The organism is Sphaerisporangium sp. B11E5, assembly GCF_039871875.1.
In the GTDB taxonomy this organism is placed as follows: domain Bacteria; phylum Actinomycetota; class Actinomycetes; order Streptosporangiales; family Streptosporangiaceae; genus Sphaerisporangium.
In genome coordinates, this window is the sequence record NZ_JBDPMD010000083.1 from 1 (window position 1) to 18,809 (window position 18,809).

Genomic DNA, 18,809 nt, shown 5'->3' on the forward strand with positions numbered 1-18,809 from the left:
GGTCCAGGAGGTCGGGGGAGTCCGGCGGTACGGCCAGGGGGGCCCATCCGGTGGCGGGGGTGGTGGCCAGGCCCGCGCGGGTGAGCCGGGCCAGCAGTTCACGGGCCGTGGGGCGGCGGGTCGGTACCTTGTCCAGGCAGGCGGCGACGGCTTCCAGGAGCGTTCCCGGCAGGGCCGACAGGTCCGGGGTCTCGCTCAGGATGCGGCTGATCACGGCGGGCACCGAGTCCTGCCCGAACGGGGCGTGGCCGGTCGCGGCGTAGACCATCGTGCCGGCCCAGGCGAACATGTCGCCGTCCGGGCCGGGGGCCGCGCCCACCAGGTGCTCGGGGGCGGTGAACGGCGAGGTGCCGATCAGCCGTCCCGGCGTCGGCGGGCCGTCCAGGGCCCGCCCCACCCCGAAGTCGATCACCCGGGGGCCGCCGGGGCCGAGCAGCACGCTGCCGGGCTTGAAGCCGCCGTGCGCCCCGCCCGCCGTGTGGATCGCCGCCAGCGCCGACAGCGTCGCCAGCGCCAGCGCCTCCAGCTCGTCCGCCTGGCGCGGGCCGCGCCGCTCCACGACCTCCCACAGCGAGGGCCCGTCGACGAACTCGCAGGCGTAGTAGAGCCGCTGCTGGTGGATGCCGTACGCCAGCACCCGGGCGACGTGCGGGCCGGTCACGCGCTGCGCCTGGCGAAGGTCGGCCCCGAAGGCCCGCCGCACCTCGTCGTCCTCCCAGAACCGGCGCTGCAGGATCTTCACGGCCACACGCTCGCCCGACCCGGTCTCCGCGGCGTAGACGACGCCGTGGCCGCCCTCGCCGATCCGCCCGGTCACCTTGAAGGAGGCGATCCGCGCCGGATCGGCGGGTCCCAGAGCCCTGATGGTCGGCAAAAGCTCTCCTAGCCATGAGTGTGCGTGGTGCCGAGCCCCCCGTACCCGTGGCGGCAGGATTCTTTCATGCCGGGCGGGTCCGGTGGGAGCCATACCGCCGTGCCCGCCTCGCCCCCCAGCTCACGAAACGGACACCCCAGTGTGATCCCACCACCCCACCACATGGATAGGCTCATGGCATGCGATCGTGGCCCGCTCCCGAGATCTCCCCGCTGCCCGGCGCCGGACTGCCCCTCCGCCTGCACGACACCGCCGCCGGCGAGATCAGGGAGACGTCACCGGAGTCCACGGCACGCATCTACGTCTGCGGCATCACGCCCTACGACGCCACGCATCTCGGGCACGCCAACACCTACCTCGCGTTCGATCTGGTGAACCGGGCCTGGCGGGACGCGGGGCACCGCGTTCATTACACGCAGAACGCCACCGACGTGGACGATCCGCTGCTGGAACGTGCCGAGCGGGACGGGGTGGACTGGCGCGAGCTGGCGAAGGAGCAGATCGAGCTGTTCCGCACCGACATGGCGGCGCTGCGCCTGCTCCCGCCGGACGACTACGTCGGCGTCACCGAGGTGGTCGGCCAGGTCGCCACGCTGATCGAGCGGCTGAAGGACAAGGGCGCCACCTACGAGGTGGACGGCGACGTCTACTTCGCGGTCTCGGCGTCCCCCAAGTTCGGCGCGGTGTCCGGCTTCTCCGAGGCCACGATGCTGGAGCTGTTCGCCGAGCGGGGCGGTGACCCCGGGCGGCCGGGCAAGCGGCACCCGCTGGACTGGCTGCTGTGGCGGGCCGAGCGGCCCGGTGAGCCGTCCTGGCCCTCGGCGTTCGGCCCGGGGCGGCCCGGGTGGCACGTGGAGTGCACGTCCATCGCGTTGTCCTGCCTCGGCGCGGGCTTCGACGTGTCGGGCGGCGGGTCGGACCTGATCTTCCCCCATCACGAGATGGGTGCCAGCGAGGGCCACGTCGCCACCGGCGAGTGGCCCTTCGCCAAGGCGTACGTCCACGCGGGCATGGTGGCGCTGGACGGCGAGAAGATGTCCAAGTCCCGCGGCAACCTCGTGTTCGTGTCCCGTCTGCGCGCCGCGCACGACCCCATGGCCATCCGCCTGGCCCTGCTCGCCCATCACTACCGCGCCGACTGGGAGTGGACCGCGGACGAGCTCACCGCCGCCGAGGAGCGCCTGTCCCGCTGGCGCGCCGCCGCCGCCCTGCCCGGCGGCCCCGGCGGCGCGGCCGTCCTGCGGCAGGTCCGCGAGCGCGTGGCCGCCGATCTGGACGCCCCGGGCGCCCTCGCCGTGATCGACTCCTGGGTGGACGGCGCCCTGTCCGGCGACCGGACCGACCCCGAAGCCCCCGCCCTGGTGCGCGCCACCGCGGACGCCCTGCTCGGCGTCGCCCTCTGACGGGCGCTCAGTCCAGCGGCAGCAGGGTGCCGAGGGGGCCGAGGTCGAGGTTGAGGTCGGCGGGGGTGAGGCCGAAACGGTCGCACAGGTCGTTCATGGCCTCCTCCAGGCGCATCAGCGTCACGCCCATCTTCTCGATCTGCTCCTCCGACAGGTCGCCCTCGTCCATGCGGCGCAGCGCCTGCCGCTCCACGAGCTGACGCAGCAGCTCCACGATCGTGAGGACCAGCCGGGACAGGTCGCGCTCCACCGTCTCGGGGTCGGCCTCGAACCGCCAGCGTTCCCTCCGCGCCGCCCGGGCGTCCTCGCCGGCGCGGGGCGCCGGGTCAGAGGTCTCCATGCCGTACTCCTCTCTCCAGGGCTTCCAGCGGCTCCCCGGCGCGCACGGACGTGATCAGGGCCCGCAGCGAGATCCGCACCAGGTCGATGTCGGCGATCGACAGCACCAGGTCCCCGGTGATCACGACGCCCCCCGCGAGCAGCCGGTCCAGCAGGTCCACCAGCGCCACCCGTTCGGCCGGCAGCCGCCCCTCGGCCGCGAGCGCTGCCCCGCGCGACCTTCCCCCGTCCGGCGCCGTCCCTTCCCGGTCACCCGCCATCGCGCCTCTCCGCCGTGCCCGCGGGGGTCTCCGGCTCGACCGCGGTGAACGAGTACGGCGCCCACGGGCCGGTCAGCTCGATGGTGACGCCGGGGCCGCGCAGGGACTCGAGGACGGCGGCGAACTCGGCCCGCCGGTCGCCGTCGACCAGGTAGGCGCCGTTGAGGAGCATCGGGTCCTCCCTGCCGGACAACTGGGGGTCCTGCGGGCGGTGGCGCCTGCTGTCCACGGCGACGGCGGCGAGGGCCGTGTGGATGCGTTCGGCCTGTTCGGCGCACTCGCGCTGCCGTTCCTCCCGGCTGCGCAGGCCCGCCTTGCGGCGCCGCAGGTACGCGGTGCCCGGGCCCGAGGGCGGCCCGCCGGGCTCCTCGGGGGGCGGCTCGGCGGGGCGGGGGGCGGCGTACGCCTTGACGCCCCACTCGTCGCGGCCGGAGACCTGGGTGAGGAGGGCGCGCAGCTCGGCGCCGCGGCGCTCCAGCATCGCGACGACCCCCTCGTCGCCGGCGTACACGGTGACCAGCCGCACCGGGGCGGTGGCCGCGTCGTGGGCCACCGTCTCCACGACGCGGTGGTGCGCGCGGGCCGTCTCACCCACCCAGCGCAGGTCCTCAAGGGACCGCCGCAGCGGCTCGTCCCCGAACTCCGACAACGGCACGGTGCTCACGTAGGCCACCAGCCCCGCGTGGACCAGCACCCGCACCGGGGTCCCCGACACACCGGTCAGCTCACTCAGCACGGCCGGGTCCACCCGGTCCCGCTCCTGCGTGACGGCGTACAGGTACGTGCCGGTGTCACTCATCGCGCTCCTCCCGCCGCACCCGCCCGGGGGACCCCTCGCGGTACGCCGCACCGCCCCGGTCCCGCCCGCGTGGCCGCTCACGCGGCGGCTCGTCATCCGTCTCGTCCGGCAGGTCCCGTCCGCGTGGACGCTCGCCGTACGTCTCGTCCGGCAGGTCCCGTCCGCGCGGACGCTCGCCGTACGTCTCGTCCGGCCGGGTGCGCCGGCGCGGCGGCGGCTCGCCGTACGTCTCACCCGGCCGGTCCCGGCCGCGGACGCGTTCGCGCGGCGGCTCGTCGTACGCTTCGTCCAGCCGGGCGCGGCCGCGGGCGGGGGGAGCGTGCCGGTGCGCCGGAGGGCGGCCGAGGGCGGGGCGGCCGTCTTCCTCCAGCTCGGCCTCCTCGTCGGCCCGGACGGCGGCGAGGCGGCGGCGCAGCCTGCGGTTCTCCTCCACGAGGTCGCGGTCGCCCGAGCTGAGCCACGGGTCGTGCTCCCACCAGTCGATGCCGAGCTCCCGCGCGGTGTCCACCGACGCGATCAGCAGCCGCAGCTTGATCGTGAGCAGCTCGATGTCCAGCAGGTTGACCCGGATGTCGCCGACGATGACCACGCCCCGGTCCAGCACCCGCTCCAGGATGTCGCCGAGGTTGCCCCCGGACTCCCGCACGGGCGGCCGCGCGCCGTACGCGGGGCTCGTCCCGCGGCCGGGCCACATGGGTTCGGACATGCGCCTACCCTCCGCCCGTGACGCCGGGGCGGGAGGTGTCGCCCTTGGCCCGCTTGTAGGTGCGCGCCCTGGTGTACGCCGCCATCTCGCCGTGCCGGTCCAGCTCCACCACGTAGATCGCCAGCGTGTCGCCGGACGACGGGACGCGGCGGTCCTCCACCACCTCGACCTCCACCGTCCAGCCGTCCGCCGACGGCCTGACCATGGTGACCCCCTCGATCGGCCGGCCGACCAGTGGGGCGATCCGTTCCCGCGCCACCTGCCCGGCGGTCGTCGCGGTCAGGGACGGCTCGTCGTCGTACTCGAACTCGCCGGCGTGGTCCTCGGCGGGGCGGCGGGCCCCGCCGGGCTCGTCGCGGGTCCTGCGACTGGGGTGCACGGTCTCACCTCCTCCTGCCGGCTCGTGGCGGCCCGGGGTGCCGGGGGCGGTCAGGCGATCATCTGCTGCAGGATGTCCTCGGTCGCCCTGGCGGCCTCCTCCTCGGTGATCAGCCCGGAGGCCCTGGCCTCCTCCACCTCCTCCAGCCGCCGCCGCACCGCGGCCGGGTCGCGCATCTGCCGGTCCACCTGCTCCTGGATCAGCTCGGCGAGCCGGATCAGCCCCTGGACCGGCGCCAGCGGCGCCCCGAGCAGCATCGTGAACAAGCCCATGGCTCCTCCGTCGCCCTCAGCCGGGCCGCCCCGTCACGAAGTCGTACGGCGCCTGCGGGCCGAGCAGCCGCAGGGTGACCCGGTCCGCCCACCGGTCCGCGCACTCCTCCAGGGCGTCCTCGAACTCCTCCTGCCGCGCGGTGTCCACCAGCACGGCCAGGTGCGCGGCGTCCTGCTCGTGGGTCGGCTCCCGCACCACGATCGCCGCGGCGTGCGGGGACAGCGCCTCGGCCAGCGCCCCGGTGTCGGCGTCGCGCTTGGCCTCCACGGCCCGGTTGACGATCTCGCCGAGCCGGATCCGCGCGTCCCAGGTCGCCTCCTCGGGCAGGCCCTTGATCTGGTCCCGCAGCGCGGCGGCCTCGGGCTCCTCCCGCAGCACCTCCCGCAGCACGGCGCCCTCCACGTAGCGGCCCTTCACCACGAACTGCGCCCGGCCCTCCAGCTCCTCCAGCGCCGCGCGGAACTCGTCGTGGTGGGGGACCAGCAACTGCTCGGCCACCGCCTCGGGGCTCTCCATGACCGCGCCGAACCGCATCGGCAGCACGGGCACCTCGGCCGCGACGTCGTCGAGCAGCCCCTGGTGCGCCACCAGGTCCTGCGGCCGCCCGAGGGGCCGGTCCAGGCGCAGCTCGCTGACCAGCGCGGCGACGTCGCCGTGCCGCACGAGGGCGGTCCGGCCGGGCGGGTCGCCGACGCCGCGCTCCTCGGGGGTCAGCTCGACGTCCGCCGGCAGGATGCCGTACAGGTACGTCGCCGTCGCCTGCGCGGCGGGCCGGGCCTCCTCGGCGGCGTGCGTGGGACGCGCCATGTCAGGCCTCCTCTCGCCCGCGCCGGCGCCGCCGCACGGGTTCCTCGTCCGGCTCGCCGATGAGCTCGCGCAGCTTCTCGCCCGCCGCCTCGAGCGCGCCCTGCGCCGCGCCCTTGGTCTTGGACCTCGCCACGCCCTGCGTCATGTCCTGCATGAGCTCGGGCAGCCCTTTGGATCCCTCGGACAGGTCCAGCCGGTTCACGGCCTGGGCGAACCGCAGGTAGGTGTCGACGCTCGCCACGACGACGCGGGCGTTGATGGTGAGCAGCTCGATGCCCACCAGGGCGACGCTGACGTACGCGTCGATGACGAGGCCCTTGTCCAGGATCGTGTCGATCACGTCGGCCAGCGAGCCGCCGCCGCCCTGTGGCCGCGCCGCCGCCCCTCCGCCAGAAGGCTGCACGATGGTCATCGCATCTCTCCTCGCTCGCGTCGATCGCCCCGGCCGTCATTGCTCCCGCGCGCCGCCGGGCCCGCGTCCGGACCCGCGCCGCCCCGGCCGACGCTCCTCGTACTCCCGGGGCTCCTCGTAGCCCTCGTACTGCTCGTCGGCCTCCGGTGACCCGGGCCGTTCCACGCCCCCGTACTCGGCGGCCTCCTCGGGCACGCTCCGCCGCCCGAACCGGCCGAGCCGCCCGCCCCGCTCACGCGCGCCTTCGCGATCCTCACGCCTCCGCGGGCCGGTCTCACGTTCCGGACGCTCCTCACGCCCCGGACGCCCGCCTTGGCGCTGCTCACGCCGCGGAGGGGCCTCTCCTCGTTCCTCACGCCGGGCAGGGCCGCCTCCCCGTTCCGCACGCCGCCCGGGGCCGGCTTCCGGCTCCTCGCCCTCCGGCTCCTCGCCCTCCGGCTCCTCGCCCTCCGGCTCCTCGCCCTCCGGCTCCTCGCCCTCCGGCTCCTCGCCCTCCGGCTCCTCGCCTTCGCCGCGCTCCTCAGGGCCCGGGCGCTCGCCTTCGCGTTCCCCGGGTTCCCCGGCCCGCTCCTCCTCGCGTGCCGCGCGCTCCTCGGCCTCCTGCGCCTCCTGCTCCTCGCGCAGGGCGGTCTCGTGGTCCTTGACGACCTCGCCCTCGTGGATGACGCCGCGCCAGCCCTCGACCTGCTCGGGGTCGCGCAGCACGTGGTTCATCAGGTGCCGCCGGAAGTGCTTGAACTCCAGCCGCGCCCGGCGCCCCTGGGGCCGCCAGATCCCCCCGACGATCTCCATGAAGCCTTTCGGGTAGTACATCAGCGCCACCAGCACCCGGGTCATGTCCGGGGTGAGCTCGTGGAAGGTGACCGAGCCGTCGACGTACCCCTTGGCGCCCTGCGAGGTCCAGATGATCTTCTCGTCCGGTACCTGCTCCTGGATCGTGGACTGCCAGGTGCGCCGCGACCAGAAGATCTTCACCTGGAAGGTGAGCTTCTGGTCCTCGTCCTGCACCACCCGCTCGACCTTCTTCATGTAGGACGGCCAGTCGGCGAACTGGGTCCACTGGTTGTAGACGAGCCGCCGCGGCGCGCCCATGTCGAGCGTCTCCTCGATGTTCTGGAACTTGAACTTGCCACCCTCGCCCCCGCCGAAGCCGAGTTTGCGCTTCAGGCCGCCCCACGCCATCTTGGCGAAGCCCTTGATCTTCCCGGTGCGGCCGGAGGAGCCGGTGACGATGCCGAGCAGCTCCTTGGCGTCGCCGCCCCCCTCGACGTAGTCGGTGAGCCGGGTGGTGGCCTTGCCCACGGCGTTGCCGACCGCGGACAGGGCGTACCGCCCGGCGCTGCGGGTGAGGTTGCGCGCCGCCAGCTTGAGCGGGCCGCCGAGCTTGATGGACGGCGGGTTGTGGCTCTTGGCCATCTAGGTCACCTCTCACCCCGGTCGTCCCGGCCCCTGCGGACCGGCCGTGAGCGCGGCGGCTCGTCGCCGCGGTCCCGCTGTACCCGGCCCCGGGGCCGCCCGGGCTCCTCGTCCGGCGCCTCGTCCTGGTAGTCGTCCTCGAACTCGTCCTCGGCGAGATCGCGCCGCGCCGCGGGGCGTGGCGCCCGCCGCGGCGGCTCCTCGTACTCCTCCTCGCCGTACTCGGCGTACTCCTCCTCGTACGGCTCCTCTTCCTCGCGGGGCTTCGGGCGCGTCCGGGCCCGCCCGGCCCGGAATCCGCCGAAGGCGCGCTCACGCAGCCCGCCGCCGGCCCGGGCCGCCCCCGCCGCGGCACCGCCGGCCGTCCGCGCGGCCTCGGTGGCGGCCCCGCCCGCGGCCCGCGTGGCCCCGCCCGCCGCGCGCGTCGCGGCCCCGGCGGCGGCGGTCCCGGCCTCCTCGACCCCGGCGGCGACGTTGGCCGCGTGCTGCAGCGCGTCGGCCCGCTCCTGCAACCGTGTGCTGATGGTGCTGACCTGCCTGCTCGCGGCCGCCTTCGCGGCGGCCTTGCCCGCCTCGAACAGGTCGCCTCGCACGCTCTCCACGATCTTCTGGACGTCGGCGGAGGAACCCACCAGCTTCATGCCCTGCTCCACGAGATTGCCCCGCAACCCGCCCAGTCGTCCGGTGGCACCGGCGACCGCCAGCGCGATGAGGAGCTTGAACTTGCGGTGCCGGCCGAGGAAGTAACCGATGATCAGAGCCAGGCCCGCCTGTAGTCCGCTTTTCACGATGGCCTCCTTCTCCGGCATCGCGCGCGAGCCGCCCGCCGCCCCTCTCGCCTGGGCGCGCGGCACGACCCTCACCGATCGAGCCGCCAGGGGCACGGCCGTCCTGTCAGCTCACGATTGCCCTACCCGGCTGCAACTCCACAGAACGCTCATTACCGGAAAAATAGGACAGTCGTCCGCGTGGGACCCGGGACGGCAGACGGCTCGCGCGACGGACGCGGACGGGGCTCAGGTCAGCTCGGACAGGAAGCGTTCGCGCTCGTCCTCGGGCAGCCGGTCGCTGAACAGCACGCCGTCGAGGTGGTCGGCCTCGTGCTGCAGGACCCGGGCGAGCATGCCGATGGCCCGCACGGTGACCGGCTTGCCGAACATGTCGCGGCCCCGGGCCACCACCGAGTAGGAACGCTCCAGGGGCCACCAGACCCCGGGCGCCGACAGGCACGCCTCGTCGGCCACCACGGTGCGCTCGGAGGTCTCCATGCGCGGGTTGACCAGGTGGCCGGACCGGCCGTCCAGCTCGAACACCAGCACCCGCAGTGGCACGCCGATCTGCGGCGCCGCGAGGCCCGCCCGTCCCGCCCCGGCGCGCGTGGTGAGCTGGAGGGTCTTGACCAGCTCGCGCAGCGAGCGGTCGAAGGCCGTCACCGGTGCGGCCACCGTGCGCAGCACGGGGTCGGTGTACAGGCGGATCGGCTGGACGCTGGGCATGCACGCTCCTGGGGTCGGCGGCGGGGGAGTGCTTCCGGAGGGGTTCCCGATCTTCCGCGCAGGCAACCTTGTTAATTCCATGTTGCTTTCGTGATGCCTGTGGATGACACGTTTCTCCTGTGCGGCCAACGTAACGCGCATCTCTAACAGCCGTCGATTATCTGTGTGATGCCGTCTATACCGTCGTTTCCTGTTGATCAGGCCACAGCAGGAGGAACCATGACGGCCACCGAGGTCTCGGAGGCGGCGCCGCAGAAGGGCCGCTGGATAACCAACTGGAATCCGGACGATCCGGACTTCTGGCAAAAGAGCGGTAAACGCGTCGCCCGGCGGAACCTGGTCTTCTCCATCCTCGCCGAGCACCTCGGGTTCAGCTTGTGGACCGTGTGGAGCATCGTCACCGTCAAGCTCAGCTCCTACGACTTCTCCACCGACCAGCTCTTCTGGCTGGTGTCGCTGCCCAACCTCATCGGCTCGGCCCTGCGGCTGCCGTACACCTTCGCCCCCGCCCGCTTCGGCGGGAGGAACTGGACCGTGGTCAGCGCGCTGCTGCTGCTGGTCCCCGCGATCCTGCTCGCGGTGGCGGTCTCCTCGCCCGGCACGCCGTACTGGGTGTTCCTGCTGATCGCGGCCACCGCGGGCGTCGGCGGGGGCAACTTCGCCTCCAGCATGGCCAACATCACGTACTTCTACCCCGAGCGCAAGCAGGGCTGGGCCCTCGGCCTCAACGCCGCGGGCGGCAACATCGGTGTCAGCTCGGTGCAGCTCCTGATGCCGCTGGTCATCGCCGGGTTCGGCCTGGCCGCGGCGGGGCTGTTCTGGTTGCCGCTGATCCTCGTCGCCGCCGTCGGCGCCTACCTCTACATGGACAACCTGACCTCCGCCAAGGCCAACCCCCGCGAGATGCTGAAGATCACCGGCCGGGCGCAGACGTGGATCATGTCGTTCCTGTACATCGGCACCTTCGGCTCGTTCATCGGTTACAGCACCGCGTTCCCGTTGCTGATCAAGAGCCAGTTCCCGCAGCACACCTCCATGATCACCTGGGCGTTCCTCGGCGCGCTCGTCGGCTCGCTGTCCCGGCCGTTCGGCGGACGGCTGTCGGACCGCCTCGGCGGCGCCCGGGTCACGCTGTGGACGTTCGCCGCGATGGGCTGCGCCGTGGCCCTGGCCGCCGTGGGGCTCGCCACCGGCGGCTTCCTGATGTTCTTCTGTTCCTACCTGCTGCTGGTCGCGCTCGCCGGCGTGGGCAACGGATCGACGTACCGCATGATCCCCGCCATCTTCAAGGCCAAGGCCGTCGAGCGGCTCGCCCCGGGCGACGCGGCGGGGCTGGCCGCCGCCGCGGCCATCGGCCGCAGGGACAGTGCCGCCGCCATCGGGTTCATCTCCGCGATCGGCGCGTTCGGCGGATTCTTCATCAACCGCGGCTTCGGCACCTCGATCGCCGCGACCGGCGGCGCCGGCGCCGCGATGGCGGCCTTCGCGATCTTCTACGTGTTGTGCATCGGGCTCACGTGGTTCTGCTACCTGCGCACGGTCGGCGTCCGGGTGGCGCCGAGCCTCGCGGGGGCGGGCGTGTAGGCCCGCTTCGAGACCACCGAGAGACCCGCGAAAACCCCGGATCCGGCCCGCTGTGCGCCCGTTCTCCTCACCGCCGAGGTGACGCGAAGTGCGCACAGCGGCCGGATACGGCTGTGAGTGCCGTTAGTGCCTTGTAGCACAGAGGTAACAGGAGGGACCCAACGGTGAAACGGCCTGAACGCACCATCGACTGCATGCCGCTCACTTCCCCCGCCGGCGCCTGTGATGTCGCCGGGTCACTGCTGGAGGCGTGGTCGTGAGAATCGTCGTGATCGGGTACGGCCCGACGGCGCACCGCCTCGCCGAGACCCTGACCGCACGGGGCGCCGGTGACCAGGTCACCGTGATGGGAGAGGAGCCCCGCGTCGCCTACGACCGCGTGGCGCTCACCTCCTATTTGTCCGCCGAGCCCGAGGCGGGCGCCGCCGCGCTGACCTACCCTGTCCCCGCGGGCGTCACCGTGCGCACCGGCGACCGGGTGACCGCGATCGACCGTGCGCGCCACGAGGTCACGACCGCCTCCGGGCACGCCGAGCCCTACGACGTGCTGGTGCTCGCCACCGGATCGTCGCCGTTCGTGCCGCCGGTGCGCGGCAAGGAACACGGGTTCGTCTACCGCACCATCGAGGACCTGGACGCCATCCGCGCCGCCGCCGAGACCGCGACCTCCGGTGTGGTGGTGGGCGGCGGGCTGCTCGGGCTGGAGGCCGCCGACGCGCTGCGCGGCCTCGGCCTGACCACCCACGTCGTGGAGATGGCGCCCCGGCTGATGCCCCGCCAGGTCGACGAGGGCGGCGGCGCCGTCCTGCGCGGCCACGTCGAGCGCCTCGGCCTGACCGTGCACACCGGCACCGGTCTCGACCATGTGGAGGCGGACCGCGTCGTGCTCGCCGACGGCACGGTCATCGAGGCCGGCGTCGTGGTGTTCTCCGCCGGCGTGCGGCCCCGCGACGAGCTGGCCCGCCAGTGCGGCCTGGAGGTGGGGGAGCGCGGCGGCATCGTGGTCGACGAGGGCATGCGCACCTCCGACCCCGCCATCTACGCCATCGGCGAGTGCGCCCTGGCGGGCGGCGTGGTGTACGGCCTGGTGGGGCCGTGCTTCACCATGGCCGAGGTGGCCGCCGACCGCATACTCGGCGGCGACGCGCGCTTCACCGGCGCCGACCAGTCGGCCAAGCTCAAACTGCTCGGCGTGGACGTCGCGAGCTTCGGGCAGTTGTCCGGCGCGCTGGACGTCACGTTCATGGACCCGGTGGAAGGCGTCTACAAGAAGCTGTTCGTCAGCGACGACGCCCGCACCCTGCTCGGCGGCATCTGCGTCGGGGACGCCGCGCCGTACGCCATGCTGCGCCCCCTGGTGGGCCGCGAGCTGCCCGGCTCGGCCAGCGAGCTGCTGTTCGCCGGCGTCGGAGGCTCGTCGGTGCTGCCGCCGGACGACGTGGCGGTGTGCTCCTGCAACAACGTCACCCGGGGCGAGATCCGCACCGCCATCGCCGAGCAGTGCCTCACCGACGTGGCCGGGGTCAAGAAGTGCACCCGCGCGGGCACCACCTGCGGAAGCTGTGTCCCCGCGCTCGCCGCGATCCTCGCCGCCGAGGGCGTCGCGCAGAGCAAGGCCCTGTGCGAGCACTTCGACCACAGCCGTCCCGAGCTGTTCGATATCGTGCGCCTGCGCGGCATCACCACCTTCACCCGCCTGATCACCGAGCACGGGCGGGGGCGCGGCTGCGACATCTGCAAGCCGGTGGTGGCCTCCATCCTCGCGTCGCTGAACGGCGGGCACGTCCTGGCGGGCGAGCAGGCCTCGCTGCAGGACACCAACGACCACTTCCTCGCCAACCTGCAGAAGAACGGCACCTACTCGGTGGTGCCGCGCATCCCCGGCGGTGAGATCACCCCGGAGAAGCTCATCGTCATCGGCGAGGTCGCCCGCGACTTCGGCCTCTACACCAAGATCACCGGCGGGCAGCGGATCGACCTGTTCGGTGCCCGGGTGGAGCAGCTCCCCGCGATCTGGAAGCGGCTGGTGGACGCCGGCTTCGAGTCCGGCCACGCCTACGGCAAGGCGCTGCGCACCGTGAAGTCCTGCGTCGGCTCCACCTGGTGCCGCTACGGCGTCCAGGACTCGGTCGGCATGGCCATCGCCCTGGAGCTGCGCTACCGCGGGCTCCGCTCGCCCCACAAGCTCAAGGCGGCCGTGTCCGGCTGCGCCCGCGAGTGCGCCGAGGCGCGGAGCAAGGACTTCGGCGTCATCGCCACCGAGAACGGCTGGAACCTCTACGTCGGCGGCAACGGCGGCTTCTCGCCCCGGCACGCCAACCTGCTCGCGAGCGACCTGTCCGACGACGAGCTGGTGCGCGTCATCGACCGGTTCCTGATGTTCTACATCCGCACCGCGGAACGGCTGCAGCGGACCGCCGCGTGGGTGGAGAGCGTGGGACTCGACTACGTGCGCGACGTCGTGGTGAACGACTCCCTCGGCGTCTGCGCCGAGCTGGAGGCCGCCATGGACCAGCACGTGGCGACGTACTTCGACGAGTGGCGCGCCACCGTCGAGGACCCCGAGAAGCTGCGACGCTTCGTCAGCTTCGTCAACGCCCCCGGCACGCCCGACCCCTCGATCAAGTTCGAGACCCAGCGCGACCAGATCAAGCCCGTACTCCTGGAGGTGACCCGGTCATGACGATCATCGAGCAGCAGGTGAAGACGGCGCCGGTGGCGGCGCGGGACGACGCGCGCACCTGGACGCCGGTGTGCTCCTCCACCGACCTCATTCCGGAGCTCGGCGTGGCGGCCCTCGTCGGCGGCGAGCAGGTCGCGGTGTTCCGCACGTTCGACGGGCGGATCTTCGCGGTCGGCAACCGCGACCCCTACAGCGGCGCCTGCGTGATGTCGCGGGGCATCGCCGGGACCCGTGGCGACGAACCCTTCGTCGCCACGCCGATGCACAAGCAGGCATTCTCGCTGGTCACCGGGGTCTGCCTGGACGATCCCGCAATGGCACTACCGACATATCCGACCCGTGTCACAGATGGCACCGTGGAGGTGAGCGTGGAATGACGGCCGCGCTACTGGAGAATCCCTTGATATCACCTGAAACGGCGCCCGACGCGCTCGCGGGTTTCACCATAGGCGTCACCGCGACGCGCCGCCGCGAGGAGTTCGCGGCACTGCTGGAACGCCGGGGAGCCCGGGTGGTGCGCGCCCCGGCCATCCGCCTGGTCCCCCTCGCCGAGGACAGCCAGTTGCTCGCGGCGACCCGCGAGTGCCTGGGCGGAGCGGTCGACGACGTCGTCGTCACCACCGGCGTGGGCTTCCGCGGCTGGATGGCCGCCGCCGAGGGCTGGGGCCTGTCGGCCGACCTCGCGGGCCACCTCGCCGGGGCACGTCTGCTCACCCGCGGCCCCAAGGCGCGCGGCGCCGTCCGCGCGGCCGGGCTCACCGACCACTGGACGCCGCTCAGCGAGTCCTGCGACGAGATCAAGCGGTACCTGCTGGACCAGGACCTGCGCGGGCGCCGGGTCGTGGTCCAGCTCCACGGTGAGCCGCTCACCGGGTTCGTCACGGCGCTGCGCGGCGCCGGCGCCACGGTGATCGAGGTGCCGGTGTACCGCTGGCTGCCGTACCGCGACACCTCCCCGCTGCGCCGCCTCATCACCCAGGCCGTCTCCGGCTCGGTCGACGCGGTGGCCTTCACCAGCGCGCCCGCCGTGCTGGCGATGCTGAACGCCGCGCGGGCCGAGGGCATGGAGGACATCCTGCTCGCCGCCTTCCGCGGGCCGGTGGTGGCGGCCTGCGTCGGCCCGGTCACCGCGGCGCCCCTCACCGCCAAGGGCGTGCCGGTCGTCCAGCCGGATCGTTCCCGCCTCGGCTCACTCGCCCGCGCCCTGGCCCGTCACCTGCCCGAGCACAGCGTCACCCGGGTGACCGCCGGCTCGCACGAGCTGGAGATCCGCGGCCACGCCGTCGCCGTCGACGGCGAGCTGAAGCCGCTGCCGCCGGCCCCCATGGCGGTGCTCAAGCGCCTCGCCGAGCGTCCCGGGCACGTCGTCGCGCGCTCGGAGCTGCGCGTCGTGCTGCCCGGCGGCCCGTCCAGGGACTCGGCCGAGCACGCCGTGGAGATGGCCATCACCCGCCTGCGCCGCGCCCTCGGGCCCGCCGGGATCGTGGAGACCGTCGTCAAGCGCGGCTACCGCCTGGCCACGCACCGGGGGGAGGCCCGTTGAGGCCGTCACCCCGGGACACGCGTCACGGCACCCTGGTACTGGCGGCGCACGGCACCCGCAGCGCCGCGGGGGAGGCGGCGCTCGCCGAGCTGACCACACGGGTACGCCGGGCCCGGCCCGGCCGCCGCGTCGAGCTCGGCTTCCTGGAGATCAGCTCGCCGGCGCTGCCCGGCGTGCTCGCCGAGGCGCAGGGCCCCGTCGTGGTGGTGCCGCTGCTGCTGGCGGGCGGCTACCACGTGCACATCGATCTGCCGACGGTCGTCGCCTCGGCCAGGCCGGACGCCGTGATCGCCGCGCCGCTCGGCCCCCACCCGCTGCTCACCGCGGTGCTGGCCCGCAGGCTCGCCTCCGCCGGGCTGCGGCCCACCGACACCGTGGTCCTCGGCGCCGCCGGCTCCTCCGACCCCGCCGCGCTCGCCGACGTCCGCGCCGCCGCCCGGCTGCTGTCGGTCCGCGTGGCCCGGCCCGTCACCGCGGCGTTCGCCTCCGCGGGCAGCCCCTCGCTCGCCGAGGTCTTGACCCGGCTGCGCCGGGGCCCCGCCCCGCGCGTCGCGGTCGCGTCGTACCTGCTGGCCCCGGGGCACTTCCACGACCGCATGGCCGAATGCGGCGCCGACCTGGTCACCCGGCCGCTCGGCGTCGAGGAGGAGATGGCCGCCCTGGTGTGGCACCGGCACGACGAGGCCGCCGCGGGCGTCCCGGTCGCCGGGCACGCCGCCACGCTGCTCAGGACAGCGCGGGTGTCGTCGGTGTGACCGCCTCCAGGCGCAGCTCCCGCACGATCTCGTGGGCGCTCTCGTCCCGGGACAGGCCCGAGCCGGTGCCGATGAACATCTCGTAGTAGGCGTGGCGGAAGCACCCCGCGAGCAGCAGCCGGGCGCTGCTCTCCGGGTTGACGTCCGCCGCCACCCGGCCGAGCCGCCGCTCCTCCTCCAGGTAGTCCGCCAGCGGGGCGATCTCGGACGCCGGGCCGAGGCGGGTCTCACGCAGCGCCTCGCGGAAGCGCACCGTGATCGAGGGGGAGATGAACGCGGGCATCGCGGCGCCCTGCACGTCGGCGTAGTAGTCGATGCCGGTCCGTGCCACGGGGAGCAGGTTGTCGTTCACCCGGCCCTTGCCCGCCCGGTACATGAGATCGTCGAGGGTGCGCAGCCAGACCGGCAGCCGGTCCTGGAGCAGCGCCAGGAACATCTCGATCGCCTGCGCCGGTGTGGCGCCGCGCAACTGCGGGTGGACGGTCGCCTCCCCGCCTTCCTGCTTCATGAGTAGGGCCATTTCTATGACGCGCCGCCGCGTCTCCTGTGCTCTGTTGTGGGGATCGGGATATGGAATCGCCATGGGAGTCCCAAGGTGCGCGGACACAAATGGAGGGATGCGACGCGCTGTACGGCGCCCACCCCGTTCGCGGGGTCGTGTCACCCCGTCGTCGCCTGAATCGTTGCGCGTGTGGTGCCGCCCAGGTCAATGGTGCGGAACAGCGCAGCGGCCAATTATTACCGGAAAATGCGGCCTGTGCAGGCCGGATGACAAGAAGGGCGTGATTTGCGGCGTGTGCACCGATTTTTAGGCCGGCCGTCCGCCCGTTTCAGGACCGCCGGCGCCGCCTCGCCGGGACACGTCGTGCCCCGGGCCGTCAGCCGTCAGCTGTCCCCGTCGTGGTCCCGGCGCCGCAGGTACCGCTCGAACTCGGCCGCGATGGCGTCACCGCTCGCCTCGGGCAGATCGGCGGCGTCCTTGCGCTCCTCGAGCTCGCGGACGTACTCGGCGACCTCGGAGTCCTGCGCGGCCAGCTCGTCCACGCCGTGCTCCCAGGCGCGGGCCTCGTCGGGCAGCTCGCCGAGCGGCATCGGGATGTCCAGAAGGTCCTCGATGCGGCGCAGCAGCGCCAGCGTGGCCTTGGGGTTCGGCGGCTGGGCGACGTAGTGGGGCACCGACGCCCACAGTGACACGGTCTTGGTGCCCGCCGCGCCGAGGGAGTGCTGGAGCACCCCGACGATGCCGGTCGGGCCCTCGTACCGCGTCATCTCGAGGTTCAGCGAACGGGCGAGGCCCGGGTCGCTCACCGTGCCGACGATCGGCACCGGGCGGGTGTGGGGGGAGTCGTTGAGCAGGGCGCCGAGCAGCACGGCCGTCTCGACGCCGAGCTCCAGGCAGATGCCGACGATCTCGGAGCAGAACGTGCGCCACCGCATGTTGGGCTCGATGCCGCGCAGCAGCACGACGTCACGCCCGCTGCCCGGCGGGCGGGCCACCATCAGCCGGGTGCTCGGCCACACGATCGACCGGGTCAGCCCGTCGCCCAGCTCGACGATGGGCCGGGTCACCTGGAAGTCGTAGTAGTCCTCGGGGTCCAGCTCGACCAGTGGGGTGGCCTTCCACTCCGACTCAAGGTGCGCGAGAGCGCCGCTCGACGCCTCGCCCGCGTCGTTCCAGCCTTCGAACGCGGCGATGAGCACCGGGTCGACGAGCTCGGGAAGTCCTTCGAGCTCGATCACACGCCGCCTCCTCCTAGCCTGGCCGAGGCCGCTCCGCAAGCACCGGAGCACCCTCTCGGCCGCCCGGTGGCGGCCTTGTGCCTAACTAAGACTATTCGTTGACACGCCTTCGATGTCACGGAGAGGGACAGCAGGTTGGCGCCACCCCTCACCGGGGGCTCCCACCTGGCCGCCTACGGTGTTCGCCCCGGGGTGTCCGGGTGCCGGAATGAACGTCCGCATCGGCGCCGCCGCTAGGCTGGAGCGCATGAGCGACAGGGAATCCCTCAGGGCGGCGTTGGCGCGGCGGGTGTTGGTGGCGGACGGCGCGATGGGCACGATGCTGCAGGGGTTCGATCCGTCATTGGCGGATTTCGAGGGATATGAGGGCTGCAATGAGGTCCTGAATGTCACGCGGCCCGATGTGGTGGCCGGGGTGCACGACGCTTATCTGGCGGCCGGCGCTGATGTGGTGGAGACCAACACGTTCGGTGCGAATTGGGCGGCGCTCGGGGAATACGAGATCAGTGAGCGCATCGGGGAGCTGTCGCTCGCGGGTGCCCGCATCGCGCGGGAGCGTGCCGACCACTGGTCGGAGGAGACGGGGCGGCAGCGTTTCGTGCTGGGGTCCATGGGTCCGGGCACCAAGCTGCCGAGCCTCGGGCACGTCGCGTTCTCCGTTCTGCGGGAGGGGTATCGCCAGAACGCCGAGGGGTTGATCGAGGGCGGTGCCGACGGGCTCATCGTGGAGACCTGCCAGGACCTGCTGCAGGCCAAGGCGGCCGTGCTCGGCGCCAAGGACGCGATCGAGGCGTCGGGGCGCGACGTGGTCCTCGTCGTGCAGGTCACGATCGAGACCAACGGGGCGATGTTGCTGGGGTCGGAGATCGGGGCGGCGCTGGGGGTGATCGAGCCGCTGGGTGCCGATGTGATCGGGCTGAACTGCGCGACGGGCCCGGCGGAGATGAGCGAGCACCTGCGTTACCTGGCGCGGCACTGCTCGGTGGGTCTGTCGTGCATGCCCAACGCCGGGTTGCCGGAGCTGACCGCCGACGGCGCGCGGTACCCGCTGAGCGCCGAGGAGCTGGCGGCGGCGCAGGTGGGGTTCGTGGAGCAGTTCGGGGTCGGGCTGGTGGGCGGGTGCTGCGGCACCACGCCCGAGCACATCACCGCGGTGGCTGAGGCGGTGGCGGGGCGGCAGGCCAAGGCCCGGCGGGTGGTCTCGGTCCCGGGTGCGGCGTCGTTGTATGCGCATGTGCCGTTCTCGCAGGATGCGTCGTATCTGGCGATCGGTGAGCGGACCAATGCCAATGGGTCGCGGGTGTTTCGTGAGGCGATGCTGGCGGGGCGGTGGGAGGAGT

General features: G+C 73.1%; 20 protein-coding genes and 1 pseudogene. 7 read left to right on the forward strand and 14 right to left on the reverse strand.

From position 1 onward, the window contains the following. A partial coding sequence (locus ABGB17_RS37865) for a serine/threonine-protein kinase (protein ID WP_347639037.1) occupies window positions 1-874 on the reverse strand: 874 nt, incomplete at its 3' end. 179 nt (window positions 875-1,053) lie between these two features. Here ABGB17_RS37865 and mshC point away from each other — a divergent pair. Beyond that, window positions 1,054-2,277, forward strand: coding sequence for a cysteine--1-D-myo-inosityl 2-amino-2-deoxy-alpha-D-glucopyranoside ligase (mshC, locus tag ABGB17_RS37870; RefSeq protein ID WP_347639039.1), 1,224 nt, complete (start codon window positions 1,054-1,056; stop codon window positions 2,275-2,277). Between the two features lie 7 nt (window positions 2,278-2,284). Here the strand turns inward: mshC and ABGB17_RS37875 are convergent, their stop codons facing one another. The 11 genes and pseudogenes from ABGB17_RS37875 to def all read right to left on the reverse strand — a co-directional run bounded on the left by ABGB17_RS37875 (window position 2,285) and on the right by def (window position 9,164). Next, entirely contained in the window at window positions 2,285-2,617 is a 333-nt protein-coding gene (locus tag ABGB17_RS37875; protein ID WP_347639041.1) for a gas vesicle protein K, read from the reverse strand. Next, entirely contained in the window at window positions 2,604-2,876 is a 273-nt protein-coding gene (locus ABGB17_RS37880) for a gas vesicle protein (RefSeq protein ID WP_347639043.1), read from the reverse strand. Before ABGB17_RS37880 ends, ABGB17_RS37875 begins: the two co-directional genes overlap by 14 nt. Beyond that, window positions 2,866-3,675, reverse strand: coding sequence for a GvpL/GvpF family gas vesicle protein (locus tag ABGB17_RS37885; protein ID WP_347639045.1), 810 nt, complete (start codon window positions 3,673-3,675; stop codon window positions 2,866-2,868). The genes ABGB17_RS37880 and ABGB17_RS37885 overlap by 11 nt, the downstream gene beginning before the upstream one ends. Window positions 3,676-4,066: 391 nt before the next feature. Continuing rightward, window positions 4,067-4,369, reverse strand: a pseudogene (gene gvpJ, locus ABGB17_RS37890) (gas vesicle protein GvpJ); the annotation flags it as partial. A gap of 16 nt (window positions 4,370-4,385) precedes the next feature. Further along, complete coding sequence (gvpO, locus tag ABGB17_RS37895) at window positions 4,386-4,760, reverse strand: gas vesicle protein GvpO (RefSeq protein WP_347639047.1); 375 nt, start codon at window positions 4,758-4,760, stop codon at window positions 4,386-4,388. Between the two features lie 50 nt (window positions 4,761-4,810). Next, window positions 4,811-5,032, reverse strand: coding sequence for a gas vesicle protein GvpG (locus ABGB17_RS37900; protein WP_347639049.1), 222 nt, complete (start codon window positions 5,030-5,032; stop codon window positions 4,811-4,813). A 16-nt stretch (window positions 5,033-5,048) separates the two neighbouring features. Then, window positions 5,049-5,840, reverse strand: coding sequence for a GvpL/GvpF family gas vesicle protein (locus tag ABGB17_RS37905; RefSeq protein WP_347639051.1), 792 nt, complete (start codon window positions 5,838-5,840; stop codon window positions 5,049-5,051). A 1-nt stretch (window position 5,841) separates the two neighbouring features. After that, complete coding sequence (gene gvpJ, locus ABGB17_RS37910; protein WP_347639053.1) at window positions 5,842-6,252, reverse strand: gas vesicle protein GvpJ; 411 nt, start codon at window positions 6,250-6,252, stop codon at window positions 5,842-5,844. A 36-nt stretch (window positions 6,253-6,288) separates the two neighbouring features. Next, window positions 6,289-7,668 (reverse strand): SRPBCC family protein, encoded by a 1,380-nt coding sequence (locus ABGB17_RS37915; RefSeq protein ID WP_347639055.1) that lies wholly within the window; start codon window positions 7,666-7,668, stop codon window positions 6,289-6,291. 5 nt (window positions 7,669-7,673) lie between these two features. Further along, window positions 7,674-8,456: a hypothetical protein gene (locus ABGB17_RS37920; RefSeq protein WP_347639057.1), complete on the reverse strand. Its 783-nt coding sequence runs from the start codon at window positions 8,454-8,456 to the stop codon at window positions 7,674-7,676. A 228-nt stretch (window positions 8,457-8,684) separates the two neighbouring features. After that, window positions 8,685-9,164, reverse strand: coding sequence for a peptide deformylase (gene def / locus ABGB17_RS37925; protein ID WP_347639059.1), 480 nt, complete (start codon window positions 9,162-9,164; stop codon window positions 8,685-8,687). 219 nt (window positions 9,165-9,383) lie between these two features. Here def and ABGB17_RS37930 point away from each other — a divergent pair, with 219 nt between their 5' ends. The 5 genes from ABGB17_RS37930 (at window position 9,384) to ABGB17_RS37950 (ending at window position 15,729) form a co-directional block, all read left to right on the forward strand. Beyond that, a complete protein-coding gene (locus tag ABGB17_RS37930; RefSeq protein ID WP_347639061.1) occupies window positions 9,384-10,748 on the forward strand; it encodes an MFS transporter in 1,365 nt (454 codons plus the stop codon). 256 nt (window positions 10,749-11,004) lie between these two features. Beyond that, window positions 11,005-13,431: a nitrite reductase large subunit NirB gene (nirB, locus tag ABGB17_RS37935; protein ID WP_347639063.1), complete on the forward strand. Its 2,427-nt coding sequence runs from the start codon at window positions 11,005-11,007 to the stop codon at window positions 13,429-13,431. Next, on the forward strand, window positions 13,428-13,808 hold the full coding sequence (nirD, locus tag ABGB17_RS37940; protein WP_347639065.1) for a nitrite reductase small subunit NirD: 381 nt from the start codon (window positions 13,428-13,430) through the stop codon (window positions 13,806-13,808). The genes nirB and nirD overlap by 4 nt, the downstream gene beginning before the upstream one ends. A gap of 23 nt (window positions 13,809-13,831) precedes the next feature. Further along, entirely contained in the window at window positions 13,832-14,974 is a 1,143-nt protein-coding gene (locus ABGB17_RS37945) for a uroporphyrinogen-III synthase (RefSeq protein ID WP_347639067.1), read from the forward strand. Beyond that, window positions 14,971-15,729, forward strand: a complete 759-nt coding sequence (locus tag ABGB17_RS37950; RefSeq protein ID WP_347639069.1) for a CbiX/SirB N-terminal domain-containing protein — start codon at window positions 14,971-14,973, stop codon at window positions 15,727-15,729. Before ABGB17_RS37945 ends, ABGB17_RS37950 begins: the two co-directional genes overlap by 4 nt. Here ABGB17_RS37950 and ABGB17_RS37955 read toward each other — a convergent pair. Both ABGB17_RS37955 and ABGB17_RS37960 read right to left on the reverse strand, forming a co-directional pair. Further along, entirely contained in the window at window positions 15,701-16,237 is a 537-nt protein-coding gene (locus tag ABGB17_RS37955; protein WP_347639071.1) for a hypothetical protein, read from the reverse strand. The two genes, ABGB17_RS37950 and ABGB17_RS37955, sit on opposite strands and share 29 nt — an antisense overlap. Before the next feature lie 377 nt (window positions 16,238-16,614). Beyond that, complete coding sequence (locus ABGB17_RS37960) at window positions 16,615-17,469, reverse strand: PAC2 family protein (RefSeq protein WP_347639073.1); 855 nt, start codon at window positions 17,467-17,469, stop codon at window positions 16,615-16,617. Window positions 17,470-17,716: 247 nt separating this feature from the next. Here ABGB17_RS37960 and ABGB17_RS37965 point away from each other — a divergent pair. After that, window positions 17,717-18,809, forward strand: a 1,093-nt coding sequence (locus ABGB17_RS37965; RefSeq protein WP_347639075.1) for a homocysteine S-methyltransferase family protein, incomplete at its 3' end; no start/stop codon positions are given.